The organism is Alphaproteobacteria bacterium SS10, from assembly GCA_019192455.1.
In the GTDB taxonomy this organism is placed as follows: Bacteria; Pseudomonadota; Alphaproteobacteria; order TMED2; family TMED2; genus TMED2.
In genome coordinates this window covers 427433-440043 of sequence record JAHCML010000003.1, presented here as the reverse complement: position 1 = coordinate 440043, position 12611 = coordinate 427433, and the positions used below count along the sequence as shown (strand labels likewise).

Annotated in this window: 11 protein-coding genes and 1 other RNA gene; 10 read left to right on the top strand and 2 right to left on the bottom strand. The window is 59.3% G+C overall.

Annotation, left to right across the window (positions count from 1 at the left end; translation table 11 throughout):
* Positions 1-13: 13 nt before the first annotated feature.
* Together KI792_02470 and KI792_02465 are read right to left on the bottom strand one after the other, a co-directional pair.
* Complete coding sequence (locus tag KI792_02470; protein MBV6631879.1) at positions 14-448, bottom strand: GNAT family N-acetyltransferase; 435 nt, start codon at positions 446-448, stop codon at positions 14-16.
* A 9-nt stretch (positions 449-457) separates the two neighbouring features.
* Entirely contained in the window at positions 458-1882 is a 1425-nt protein-coding gene (locus KI792_02465) for a hypothetical protein (GenBank protein ID MBV6631878.1), read from the bottom strand.
* 223 nt (positions 1883-2105) lie between these two features.
* Between KI792_02465 and KI792_02460 the strand changes: the two genes are divergently transcribed.
* From KI792_02460 to mraY, 10 genes are all read left to right on the top strand, one after another.
* On the top strand, positions 2106-3023 hold the full coding sequence (locus tag KI792_02460; GenBank protein ID MBV6631877.1) for a TerB family tellurite resistance protein: 918 nt from the start codon (positions 2106-2108) through the stop codon (positions 3021-3023).
* 11 nt (positions 3024-3034) lie between these two features.
* On the top strand, positions 3035-3763 hold the full coding sequence (locus KI792_02455; GenBank protein ID MBV6631876.1) for an N-acetylmuramoyl-L-alanine amidase: 729 nt from the start codon (positions 3035-3037) through the stop codon (positions 3761-3763).
* 13 nt (positions 3764-3776) lie between these two features.
* An RNA gene (gene rnpB / locus KI792_02450) (RNase P RNA component class A) lies at positions 3777-4190 on the top strand.
* Positions 4191-4613: 423 nt separating this feature from the next.
* Positions 4614-5081, top strand: coding sequence for a division/cell wall cluster transcriptional repressor MraZ (gene mraZ, locus KI792_02445; protein ID MBV6631875.1), 468 nt, complete (start codon positions 4614-4616; stop codon positions 5079-5081).
* Entirely contained in the window at positions 5081-6103 is a 1023-nt protein-coding gene (gene rsmH / locus KI792_02440; protein ID MBV6631874.1) for a 16S rRNA (cytosine(1402)-N(4))-methyltransferase RsmH, read from the top strand. The genes mraZ and rsmH overlap by 1 nt, the downstream gene beginning before the upstream one ends.
* The gene (locus KI792_02435; protein MBV6631873.1) at positions 6100-6576 is read left to right on the top strand and encodes a hypothetical protein; all 477 of its coding nucleotides are present in this window, start codon (positions 6100-6102) and stop codon (positions 6574-6576) included. The genes rsmH and KI792_02435 overlap by 4 nt, the downstream gene beginning before the upstream one ends.
* Positions 6573-8504, top strand: a complete 1932-nt coding sequence (locus KI792_02430) for a penicillin-binding protein 2 (GenBank protein ID MBV6631872.1) — start codon at positions 6573-6575, stop codon at positions 8502-8504. The genes KI792_02435 and KI792_02430 overlap by 4 nt, the downstream gene beginning before the upstream one ends.
* 4 nt (positions 8505-8508) lie before the next feature.
* Positions 8509-10023 carry a UDP-N-acetylmuramoyl-L-alanyl-D-glutamate--2,6-diaminopimelate ligase gene (locus tag KI792_02425; protein MBV6631871.1) on the top strand — a complete coding sequence of 505 codons (1515 nt, stop codon included), beginning with the start codon at positions 8509-8511 and terminating at the stop codon, positions 10021-10023.
* The gene (locus KI792_02420) at positions 10020-11492 is read left to right on the top strand and encodes a UDP-N-acetylmuramoylalanyl-D-glutamyl-2,6-diaminopimelate--D-alanyl-D-alanine ligase (GenBank protein MBV6631870.1); all 1473 of its coding nucleotides are present in this window, start codon (positions 10020-10022) and stop codon (positions 11490-11492) included. Before KI792_02425 ends, KI792_02420 begins: the two co-directional genes overlap by 4 nt.
* Before the next feature lie 31 nt (positions 11493-11523).
* Positions 11524-12609: a phospho-N-acetylmuramoyl-pentapeptide-transferase gene (gene mraY, locus KI792_02415; GenBank protein MBV6631869.1), complete on the top strand. Its 1086-nt coding sequence runs from the start codon at positions 11524-11526 to the stop codon at positions 12607-12609.
* Positions 12610-12611: the final 2 nt, after the last annotated feature.

The window sequence follows — 12611 nt, the reverse complement described above, 5'->3', positions numbered from 1 at the left end:
TTAGACGGGTGAATTAGCGGTCAAACTCAAGGCGCATATGTAGGTGGGAGATACCAGCATCGAGGAACTCTTCCCCCTCCTCGACAAAGCCTAGACGCCGATAGAAATCTAACGCCTGTATCTGGGCGTCTAGCCGAATGGTTGAGAGCTCACCGCGCTGCCGCTCATATTCGATCATGAACTTCATAATCTCAGCGCCGAGGCCGGTCCCCCGCGCCTCCTTCAGGATGCAAACACGCTGAATCTTCGCGTAGTCCGGCAGGTATTTGATCCGTGCGGTACCAACCGGCAGACCGTTATGCCTGGCCAGAATCTGGACACATTGATCATCCAGGCCGTCAATCTCCTCAGCCTCCGGCACCCCTTGCTCTTGGACAAAGACGGTGCGGCGAATATCAAAACAGGCGGCGATATCCGCCGGGTTGGTGACAATGGAAATCTCGGTCATGGCGCTTGATCAGTAAGGCAGAACAACAAATGAGAGGCGATGATAGGCGCGGCGGGCATCACCGCCAGTGCCGTCGGTTGAGCCGATAACATAGTCACCTGGCTCTAAAACCCGGGCGCATCGGAATTCGCCCCGGTTGGCCCCGGTGCGGGCAGGTACCGAATTCTGACAGGCTGCCCCGTTAACTTGAATGCCAGCGTTCCCCGTAAGCGTAATGCCCTGCTGTCCGGCAACCGGGCCAATGGCGGCATCGGCCACCAAATAGCCACGTTGGGACAGGGTAAAGCGCTGGCTGTTTACCGTTGGGCCAGTTTGACTGAGACCACCGTAATGTAAGGCGATCGGCAAGCTCACGGGCTGCCAAACCTTGCTTATACAGACAAGGGTCTGATTCCGGTTGTCGGTTGATATGGCAAGCGACCGCTCTGGGGCGCAGGCACTACCGGCAATCGCTGCGGTGTTATCTGACTTCACCGGCGCGCGCGTTGGCGCGATAGGGGTGAAGGTGGGCTCAGGCTCCGGTGGTGGCTCGGGTGCCCGACGTGGCGCTGGCCTTGTTGAGGCTGGACGGATTGGTTCATCCAGGAAGCTTGTGCGGTCACGGCTGGTAAATGCATCAGCATTAAACGAACGACCAAAACTCCCGCCAATTCGACCAACTGGCTCCTCAGCTTGAGTATTGCTGCGATTATTGCGGCGGGTGTTAAGCCGATCCCGTTGCTGCTGGACCAAACTGCCAACCCCACCACGCGAGGCGATGGCGTCGGTGGTTGGCAATTCTTCATACTCATCCCGTCGCGAGGGAATATTCACAGCATAGGCGTCGACATAAGCGCCTGTTCCCGACCGGAAGTAAGCGATCATTGCCAGCGTTCCGGGCGCTATCCGATAAATCGGCGGAAGCTCAGCTAAAGGAATATCCCAGCTGCCATAAGCACCACTGATCCTGGTCCCATCAAGTGACATGCTGCCAGCCTCAGCGCCGGCGATGGATACAATGCGCCCAGCCTCGGTTGCGGTCAGCGGCTTCCCGCCATCGGTAACGGTTAACAGTTCCAAGGTTGGCGGCGGCTTATTGCCATCAGTTCGGCGGACTAACAACCGGTAGGTTTGGGCGTATGGGTTTAACCGGAGCACGCCATTTACGACCATAAAGTCGGGCAGATAGCCTTCGGCCAACAATCGACCCGGCAGAATTTCTGTCACGCCCCTCTGGGCCGTCTCACCCAGTAGTTCGCCGAGTTTATCGCGGACAAATCGCCGGGCGGCATAATGCACAATCCGGTGCTGCTGTGCCGCGACCGCGGCCTTCTCATAGTTGATCTGGCCGATTTGTAGCGTTGTGATGATCGCAAGGCCGGCGGCGATAACGCCCACACTCAACAGGCCCTCAAGCAGGGTAATACCGGCTTGACCGCGCCTTTGAGCGCTCACGTCTGCTTGGCGTAAAAATCTGCGCAAGGTCTTCAATAGCTTTGCAATGGCGACCTTTGCCGCCCCATCCATCTTCACTCTAGCCGTATCGGCAATGCCGCGCATCCTTTGCAATGATTACTGGGTTAATTGGCATGCTTGGCGATTGGCGCCAAAGAAAGCTATGGTTCGTGGCGTCATATAGGCTGTTATGCCCTCTCAATCATTTCGGTAGATAATTGTCGTGGTTGGATTTCTCGCCAAAGTAGCAATCGGTTTTGTTGCGGCCGCCGCCTATGGGCCAATATCTTATGTCCTGAAGGAAGCCTATGACGGCATCACTGCCGGTGACGGCGGTGAAGGCAATCCGCTGAAAGGCGGGTTACCGCTTGAGGACCTGACCGATCAGGAAAAGCTCGCCTTCTTCGTTGGCACGGTAAGCCTTATCGCCAAGATGACTGCTGCCGATGGCGATAGCAGCTTTGATGAGGTTCGCGTCTTTCGGCAGGTGTTCCGCATTGATGGTGACAACCTTGATGAGGTCACCAAGATCTACAACACAGCTAAGAAGAGCTCTTTTGGTTATGAAGAGTTCGCGGATGAGCTGGTTGAGATTTTCGGCGCGCGTCATGACACACTGGATGCCCTCCTCGACGCCCTGTTCTCAATCGCCTATGCCGACCATGTCCTCACCGGCGCTGAGCTTGAGTTCCTACGCGATGTCGGGAAGATCTTTGGCCTGAACAAGGTCGAGTTTGATCAACTGGCCGCCCAGCATGACGCGAAGAAGGTCACTGACCCATATATGGTCCTGGGCGTCCGAAGAACTCAGGCCACGGTTGAGATTGAGCATGAGTACCGGCGCCAGATGGAGCGTTACAGCCCACAGATCCTATCGGACCAGGGACTGCCCAACGCCTTTGCTGAATTGGCCGATATGCGCATGGCGCTGCTGACCGAGGCGATGGAGCGTATTCTGACCGAACGCGACCAAGGCGGGCTGGAAGATGGCGAGACACCGACCCAGCACTTCCAGCGCTACCTGGATCTGCGCCCGCTGGGAATGGACTTCAAAGGCTTTGGCGTTGGTGAGGACCCACGCTATGCCTCAGAGGAAGAGCGCGAGGTCTGGCGCGCCCGGAATGAGAAGTTCCGCGGATAAGCGGTCGGGCCATGGCCGACACCCTTAACATCATTGAGCATCCCTCACCTAACTTCAGCACCCGGCTGGAGGACGGTGAAGCCGCGCCCATTGATCATTTGATCCTGCATTATACTGGCATGACCAGCGGGGCCGAAGCCCTAGAACGGCTCTGCGATCCTGATGCCAAGGTCTCATCCCATTACCTTGTTGAGGAAGATGGCCGCATCTTCCGACTGGTCGATGAGCAGGAACGCGCCTGGCATGCCGGTGTCGCCTACTGGCGAGGCTCTAAGCAGATCAATCGACGCTCAATCGGTATTGAGATTGTTAATCCGGGCCATGAGCACGGGTACCGCGCCTTCCCAGACGTTCAGATCAATGCGGTCGTTAAGCTCTGCCAAGACATATTGAACCGCCACCCAATACCCACGCAAAATATCCTCGGTCATTCCGATGTGGCGCCCTGGCGAAAAGAGGACCCAGGCGAGCTATTCCCCTGGGCTGCGCTGGCCGTAAGCGGGATTGGTCAATGGCCAAATGAGCCAGGTGAGACATTAGACGCTAACACCGCCAAAGCTGCGCTGAGCAACATTGGGTATCTAATGGACGAGCCCAGCGACCTAACCAGCACGGTCATCGCCTTTCAGCGGCGTTACCGTCCGAAACTGCTCAACGGTCAGTTGGATGACGAGACATGCAGACTGATTGCAGCCGTCGCGCAAACGCTGGATATCGACGTTAGCGCCAACCCAGGCTAGATTGCCGTCACCGCCAGATGGTTGGATGATCGCGGTCGGGGCTTTGCCGCCGGTCGAGGAAAGTCCGGGCTCCACGGAAACACGGTGCCGGGTAACACCCGGCGGGGGCGACCCCAGGGACAGTGCCACAGAAAACAGACCGCCCACATGTCTAGGCATGGGGGTCAGGGTGAAAAGGTGCGGTAAGAGCGCACCGCGGCCCCAGCAATGACGGCCGGCAAGGTAAACCCCACCGGGAGCAAAACCGAATAGGGATGGCCGGGCAGAGCGGCTTGCCGCCGCTGCCAGATGGGTTTTCGCATCGCTATCCGGGTTGGTTGCTAGAGGCATTCGGCAACGGATGCCCCAGATGAATGGTCATCCAGGGGTTGGACTTTATGGTCCTTTGAACCCCGGACAGAACCCGGCTTACAGACCATCTGGCGGTTTTTCCCCTTACACATCGATTTCGCGCTTCAGGATGCAGCTGCGCCGTCGCTTGGGCATTCCATCGCAAACCCATGGGAATTCATGGGCCAAATTTTGCGAACATCGATGAAAAACAAGATCAAAAACAGAACATTTATAGAACAAATCGTCGTTTTGACTGTTCAGCAGCATAGAAGTGCTGTGGATCAGATTTAAAATCTCTTCAAACAATCGGCTAAAACACCTGAAAAACTAGGGTTTTTATTACTCATTTTATTGACGACCCATAAAATCCCATGATACCCCAAGATATCCCGTAGCGGTGGTATCAAGGGCTAGAACGGTGCCTGACTGCTCAACGGGGTGTTTGTGGGAACCGGTCGTGAGCGGGCTTTACAGCCAGATTTGATCAGCTGAACGACCACTGTTTGGGGATGGGTTGATGGCCCTATTTTTGGCCACACACCACAACCGAGTGGATAAGAAAGGCCGGGTTTCCGTGCCTGCCCAGTTCCGCACGGCCATCGCCGACCAAAGCTTCCAAGGCATCGTTGTTTTCCCATCCCATAAGGTGGGCGCGCTTGAGGGCTTCTCGATGGCGCAGATGGAAGAGCTGTCCTCAGGTATCGACAGCTTTGAGATGTTTTCCGATGCCCATGACGATCTAGCGACCACCATCTTCGGTAGTGCTGTGCCGCTGCCATTCGATGGCGAGGGGCGCATCGTCCTACCTAAAGAATTGTCGGCCCATGCTGGGATTGACGACCAGGCGGCTTTTGTCGGCCTCGGTCGCAAGTTTCAGATTTGGCACCCAGAGGCACTCGCCACCCATCAGGCCGCCGCTTACGAGCGGATGCGGGAGAAGGGGCAGACCCTGCCAGCCCGCAGCCCAGCGGAAGGTGGCAAATAATGAACCAGGCAGCCGCTCCCCACCTGCCCGTTCTGCTAAACCAAGTTTTGGCCGCGATGCCGAACAGCCAAGAAGCCGTGGCGGTTGATGGCACCTTCGGCGCTGGCGGTTATAGCCGCGCGATGCTCGAAGCCGGCCTGGGTCAGCTTTACGGTGTAGATCGCGACCCATCGGTGGGCGAATTCGCCGCCCTGATGAGCAAGGATTTCGGCCCACGCTTTAAACTGCTGCAGGGCCCGTTCAGCGATATGGAAGACCTGCTCGCTGAACAGGGCGTATCGGCGGTTGATGGCATCGTCCTAGATCTCGGCGTTTCCTCAATGCAGCTGGACCAGCCAGAGCGCGGGTTTAGCTTCCGCTTCGATGGCCCGCTGGATATGCGCATGGCCGATACTGGTGAGACCGCAGCCGATGTGGTCAACCAGGCCGAGGAAACAGAGCTCGCTGACATTATCTATCAGCTGGGTGAAGAGCGCCGCGCCCGTCAGGTCGCGCGCGCCATCGTCCATGCCCGTGCCGAGGCTCCAATCGAAACCACCCTACAGCTGGCTGAGATCGTCCGCGCGGTGGTGAAGCCCGGTAAGGGCCAGAAGATTGATCCGGCGACACGCACCTTTATGGCGCTGCGCCTTCATGTGAATGACGAACTCGGTGAAGTGCAGCGCGGCCTCCGCGCCGCTGAGCGCCTGTTGAAGGAAGGCGGCGTGCTCGCCGTTGTGACCTTCCACAGCCTCGAAGACCGGATCGTAAAACTGTTTATGCGGGACCGCTCTACCCCCCCTGACCGCGGTTCCCGCCATCTTCCTGCAACCCCCACGCCCTCCCCCCAGGGTCATTCGCAGGAGATGACGACCCGGCAGCCTAGTTTTCGGCTGCCGGGTCGCCAGGATAACCCGCTGCTCGGCGGCCGTAATGGCGCCACGGCGGATGAGGATGAGCTTGCCCGCAACCCGCGCTCACGCTCCGCACGCCTTCGCGTGGCATTCCGCACCGACGCCCCCGCTTGGGAGTCTGCGGCATGACCGGTTTTGCCCATCACATCGACGCTGATCGCAGCGAAGTTGAACGCCAGGCCTGGCGCCTGCTGCGTCATGGCCAGTTGGTTAGTGGCCTCACCCTCCTGGGCCTGATCATTGTTGCCGCCGGCACCATGATGGCCATTGCCCAGCGAGTTGATGGCCTGCGTGACCAGCGCGACCAGCTAACCGCCGAGATCGAGCATGAGCGCAAGGCGCTGCATATGCTGCAGGCGGAGTGGGCCCACCTAAACCAGCCAGCGCGCCTTCGCACCCTGGCATTAGAGATGACAGAGCTTCGGCCATTGACCCTAGAACAGTTGGTCGATTGGTCCGGATGGCAAACCGAGCAAGAAGAGCTCGCGCTTGCCCCAACGGCACCCCACTGCGCTGGGCTGCCACCACCACCGCGTAAGCCCACGGTCGATGGGAACGGCATTTTGCTGGCGACCTATGGGATGGGGGGAGATCCGATATGACGGGGTTTGATCAGGTTGGGCAGAATGGCCCTTCCACCCGCAGCTTAGACAAACATCGCCAAGGGTTTGGTGCCATGCATTATGGCGCCGCCGAGGAACCCGCAGCGACCGCAGCCGAGCAAGGCTATCAGCCGCCGCATCGGCGCGATCCGACTGAAACCCTGGCCTGCACGCCAGATTACGCCAATCAAAAGACCATGCGCTGCCATCGGATCGACAGCACCGACCGGCCAGCCCACAACCGCGCCCGCGGCCGCCTAATGCTGGCCGCCACCGTGTTTGCCTGCGCTCTAACCGGCGTTGCTGCGCAGCTGGTGAATGTGGCGCTGTCGGACGCCCCTAATGCCAAACGCATCGCCTCCCCACTTGAAGGTGACTTCCGCGCTGACATCACCGATCGCAATGGTGTGCTGATCGCAACCCAGGTTCAAACTGCCTCACTCTATGCTGATCCGGCCAAGGTTTTGGACCCGGTGATGACGGCTGAGAAGATTGCCAGCGTCATTGAGGGCACCGATGCCGACCGTCTTGCAAAGAACCTAACCCGCGATACCCGCTTCATGTGGATCAAGCGGCACCTGACGCCAGAGCAGCATGCCGCCGTGCACCGCCTTGGCCTGCCAGGCGTTGGCGTACGGGATGAGACCCGTCGCTTCTACCCGCAGGGCAACAGCATGGCCCACATCCTGGGCTTCACCTCTATCGACAATGAGGGCCTAGCCGGGGTTGAGCAGGCATTTGATGACCGCCTGCGTGAGCGTGAAGAGCCACTGAAACTGACCGTCGACACCCGGGTTCAGGCCGTTCTGCGTGAGCGTCTGGCCGATGCCATGGCAGAGTTCAGCGCGGTTGGCGCAACCGGCGTGGTGCTGGATGCAAAAACCGGCGATGTGGTCGCCATGTCCAGCCTGCCTGACTTCAACCCGATGCGTCCAGCGGAAGCGCCAAGCGACCATCGCTTCAACCGTGCGGTTCAGGGCGTTTACGAGCTTGGCTCCACCTTCAAGATTTTCACCACTGCCATGGCTCTCGACAGCGGTCGGGTCAGCATGCGCGACGGCGTTGATGCCACCGACCCGATCCGGGTTGGCCGCTTCACGATCAATGATTTCCACCCGCAAGAGCGTTGGCTCTCGGTTCCGGAAATCTTCATGTATTCCTCCAATATCGGCACCGCCAAACTGGCCATGTCCGTGGGCACTGAGGGCCAGCGCCGGTTCTTGAGCAATCTGGGCCTGACCCAGCGCGCCGCAGTTGAGCTGCCGGAAGCGGCCAATCCGCTGGTGCCGCGCACCTGGCGCGACGTGAACACGATGACCATTTCCTATGGTCACGGCATCGCCGTCACCCCGCTGCATCTGGTTGGCGCGGTTGGCGCCATGGTGAATGGCGGCGTTTACAACCCACCGACCCTGGTGGCCGACCATGATCATGAAAAGACCACTCGGGCGCCTTCTCACCGCATCGTTTCGCCTGAAACCTCCGCCAATATTCGCAAGCTAATGCGGCTGGTGGTTGAGCATGGCACCGGTGGCCGGGCAGAAGCCCAAGGTTACCTGGTTGGCGGCAAGACCGGCACGGCGGAGAAGCCAAAAGACGGTCGCTACGCTGAACGCTCCCTGATCTCCTCCTTCGTTGCGGCCTTCCCTATGCATGACCCACAATATGTCGTGCTCGCGACCCTGGATGAGCCACGGGGCACGAAAGACACCTTTGGCTATGCCACGGGTGGTTGGGTCGCAGCACCAGTGGTGGCGAAGATCATCTCTGAAATGGCGCCAATCCTGGGGCTTGCACCGATGAGTGCGGACGACCCCAAGATCCGTCAGGCGCTAGATATCCGTTTCGACCGCCCGGTGATCGAGAACCCGACACCAGCGCCTAACCCACCGACTCCGTACCGGGGAACAACCCTTGCGTCGTATTGATGTGATGACAGGAATCGCGGATCAGATAGCAACACCGCCCACCCCATCAGATGGGGGGCAGATTTCTGTGGAAAACGCCACGGGACTGCCGGACCAGCTCTCGATCACAGGCGTTACAAGCGATAGCCGTCGGGTTACCCCCGGCGGCTTATTCTGTGCCATCCCAGGCCATATCACTGATGGCCGCAACTTTATCGGCCAAGCCGTTGAGAAGGGTGCCGCAGCCATCCTCGCCCCGACAGGCACCGACTGGCCCAGCCTGAACGACAGTGTTCGAGCGCTAGAGGCAAAGGAACCACGTCGCGTTCTGGCCCTTGCAGCAGCGGCGTTCTATGGTCGGCAGCCAAATCACATTGCCGCAGTCACCGGGACTAGCGGCAAGACATCCACCGCACTGTTCACCCAGCAACTGCTGGAGATTGCGGGACATCGCACCGCCTCACTGGGCACGCTCGGCCTGCGCGCCGATGGCTTCCCAGAGACCGAGGCACTAACCACACCCGCGCCGGAAGACCTACACGACCTGCTCGCCAAGCTGGCCGATCATGGTTTTGACCACTGCGCGATGGAGGCGTCCTCCCACGGGCTCGATCAATATCGCCTGGACGGTGTGAAGGTACAGGCGGCGGGCTTCACCAACCTGGGTCGTGACCACCTGGATTACCATGCCGATGCTGATGAATATTTCGCTGCCAAGGCGCGCCTGTTCTCAGAATTGCTGATCGATGGCGGGACCATGGTCATCAATGCCGATGATGAGCGGTTTCCCGAGCTAAAGACCATCGCCGCCGAACGCGGCCTGCGGGTGGTTGATTACGGCTATGCCGCAGAAACGTTGAAGCTGGTTGAGGCCATCCCCCACACCACCAGCATCGCCCTGACGATCAGCGCGGCTGGCGAAACCCATCAGGTTGATGTGCCACTGGTCGGCACCTTCCAGGCCCATAACGTGCTGTGCGCCATCGGCCTTCGCCTCGCTTTGCGTGGTGAATTGGATGATCCAAGGGCGATCAGCGAATCGATAGCCGATTCTTCGCGACTCGTTGGTGCGCCTGGTCGAATGGACCATGTAACGACCCATAAAAGCGGTGCTCCAGTGTTCGTAGACTACGCTCACAAGCCAGATGCGCTCAAAGCCGTGTTGCACGCGCTACGCCCGCACACTGAGAACCGGCTAGTTGTGGTCTTTGGCTGCGGTGGGGACCGTGATCAGGGTAAACGTCCAGAGATGGGGCGGATTGCCGCTGACCTCGCTGATCGTGTGATTGTCACCGATGACAACCCACGCGGCGAAGACCCAGCCTTTGTTCGTTCCCAGATCATGGCGGCCTGTCCGGAGGCCACCGAGATAGGCGACCGTCGCGAAGCGATTGCCGCCGCCATAGAAGGGCTAGAACCCGGCGATGTCTTGGTTATCGCCGGCAAAGGCCACGAAACCGGACAGAAAATCGGCGACCGGGTTTTGCCGTTTGATGACACCACAACCGCTCAAGAATTGATCGGGGAGCCAAAATCATGACGCGCAAAGCGCCCGCCTCCATCCTATGGACCGCTGCAGAAGCAGAACGTGCCGTTAACTGCCTCGAGCCACAGGCCGCTGAGAACCCCTGGGAAGCCACCGGGATTTCCATCGACAGCCGCACCGTCAAACGCGGGGACCTGTTCATTGCCCTGGAAGGCGAACACTTCGACGGCCATGACTTTGTCGCTGATGCCTTCGTCCAGGGTGCCGCCGCAGCGATTGTGAGCCGCCGCCCAGATGATGTGCCAGAGGATTGGCCACTGGTGCTGGTCGAGGACACTTTCGAGGCGCTGAATGACCTCGCCCATGTGGCCCGCCACCGGAACGAGGGCAAGATGATCGCCCTTACCGGCTCGGTTGGTAAGACCGGCACAAAAGAGGCGCTGCGTCTCTGCCTCGGCGCCCAGGCCCCGGCCTATGCCAATGAAGGCAACTTCAACAACCACATCGGCGCGCCGCTTAGCCTTGCAGGCCTGCCAGCCGACAGCTTCTACAGCGTCTTCGAGCTCGGCATGAACCATGCCGGTGAGATTGAGCCGCTGGCCAAGATGGTCCGCCCCGACATCGCGATCATCACCAACGTCCATGACGTGCATATCGAGTTCTTTGAGAGTGAAGAGGGCATCGCCGACGCGAAGGCTGAAATCTTCGCCGGGCTCGGCCCGAACGGCACGGCGATCCTAAACGCCGACAACCGTCACTTCCCTCGCCTCTTGGCCCATGCCAAGACCCGCGGCATTCGCAACATCCTGACCTTCGGCACCGATCGCGATTGCGATGCCTACATCGTCGATGCGCAGGTACACGCAACCTCCAGCGCGGTATCAGCCGTGGTGCGCGGTGAGCGACTGATCTACAGCCTCTCTGTCCCTGGTAAGCACTGGGTGATGAATAGCCTGGCCGTCCTGCTAGCGGCCAATGCGGCTGGGGCTGACGTCCCAACCGCCGCACGGGCGCTCAGCTATCTGAAGCCAATGAAGGGTCGCGGCTCACGTAGCCGGGTCGCAACGCCGTTTGGCGCCTTCACCCTGATTGACGAGAGCTACAATGCCAGCCCGATTGCCATGAAGGCAGCGATTGGCGTTCTGGACAAAACTGACCCACAGCCAGGTGGCCGCCGGATCGCGATCCTGGGCGATATGCTTGAGCTGGGTGATGATGGCCCACGCCTCCACGCCTCGCTGAAGCGTGACCTGGTCCGTGCTGGCATCGATACCGTTCACTGCAGCGGCCCGCTGATGGCCAATCTGTATGAGCAGCTCGATGAGCGGATGAAGGGCTACTACGCTGAAGACAGCCTGACCCTCGCCCCGCTGGTCGCCAATGATGTGATGAGCGGCGATGTGGTGCTGGTCAAAGGCTCCTATGGCAGCCGCATGCGTGCGGTGATTGAGGAGCTGACATCCCTTTCCGATGAAGAGCCCATCTTCCACGTCTCAACCGCGCAAGCGGTTAATGACGGCTGATTAACCGAAGTGAGGGAAGCAGCCTGGCCCCATGCTATTCAACCTGATCGCTCCTTATGCCGGTGATATCCCGCTCGCCAACCTGTTTCGGTACCTAACCTTCCGAACTGGTGGCGCGATTATGACCGCGCTGCTGATCAGCTTTATCTTTGGGCCCGCCATCATCCGTTGGTTGAAATCCAAGCAGGGTGAAGGCCAACCAATCCGGGAAGACGGCCCGGAAACCCACTTCGTGAAGAAGGGTACGCCGACAATGGGCGGGACGATGATCCTGCTCGCAATCTCGGTCTCAACCCTGCTTTGGGCCGATCTGACCAACATCTATGTCTGGATCGTTCTAGGTGTGACCGTCGGCTACGGCATGCTTGGCTTTGTCGATGATTATCTGAAGTTGACCAAGCGCAACACCAAGGGCATGCCGGGCAAGGCGAAGCTTGCCGGGCAGATCATCATCGCAATCATCGCCGCCTGGGTTTTCACGGCCAACACCGCAGATCCACTTGCAACCGGCCTCGCCATTCCTTTCGTTAAGGACCTGCTGGTTAATCTCGGCATCTTCTTCATCCCGTTCGCGGTGTTCGTGATCATCGGCTCATCCAATGCGGTGAACCTGACCGACGGTCTGGATGGCCTCGCCATTGTGCCGGCCATGCTGGCGGGGCTTTGCTTTGGCTTGATCGCCTATCTGACGGGTAATGCAATCTTTGCTGAGTATCTGCAGATCCACCACGTCCCGGGCGTGGGTGAGTTGGCGGTGTTCTGTGGTGCACTGGTTGGTGCCAGCCTTGGCTTTCTGTGGTTCAACGCCCCACCGGCCATGGTGTTCATGGGCGATACCGGTTCACTCGCCATCGGCGGCGCCCTGGGCTCGATCGCTGTGATCACCAAACACGAGCTAGTGCTCGCCATTATTGGTGGGTTGTTCGTATTGGAGACTGTGTCAGTCATTGTGCAGGTGGCGTCATTCAAGCTGACCGGCAAGCGGGTATTCCGCATGGCCCCGCTACACCACCATTTTGAGAAGAAGGGTTGGCAAGAGCCGACCATCGTTATCCGGTTTTGGATCATCGCCTCGATCCTGGCGTTGATCGGCCTCTCCACCCTCAAGCTTCGTTGAGG

Excerpts from the sequence above, each read along its gene's own strand:
- KI792_02470 (MBV6631879.1), bottom strand. The coding sequence starts at position 448 with ATGACCGAGATTTCCATTGTCACCAACCCGGCGGATATCGCCGCCTGT.
- KI792_02455 (MBV6631876.1), top strand. The coding sequence starts at position 3,035 with ATGGCCGACACCCTTAACATCATTGAGCATCCCTCACCTAACTTCAGC.
- mraZ (MBV6631875.1), top strand. The coding sequence starts at position 4,614 with ATGGCCCTATTTTTGGCCACACACCACAACCGAGTGGATAAGAAAGGC.
- rsmH (MBV6631874.1), top strand. The coding sequence starts at position 5,081 with ATGAACCAGGCAGCCGCTCCCCACCTGCCCGTTCTGCTAAACCAAGTT.
- KI792_02435 (MBV6631873.1), top strand. The coding sequence starts at position 6,100 with ATGACCGGTTTTGCCCATCACATCGACGCTGATCGCAGCGAAGTTGAA.
- KI792_02430 (MBV6631872.1), top strand. The coding sequence starts at position 6,573 with ATGACGGGGTTTGATCAGGTTGGGCAGAATGGCCCTTCCACCCGCAGC.
- KI792_02425 (MBV6631871.1), top strand. The coding sequence starts at position 8,509 with ATGACAGGAATCGCGGATCAGATAGCAACACCGCCCACCCCATCAGAT.
- KI792_02420 (MBV6631870.1), top strand. The coding sequence starts at position 10,020 with ATGACGCGCAAAGCGCCCGCCTCCATCCTATGGACCGCTGCAGAAGCA.
- mraY (MBV6631869.1), top strand. The coding sequence starts at position 11,524 with ATGCTATTCAACCTGATCGCTCCTTATGCCGGTGATATCCCGCTCGCC.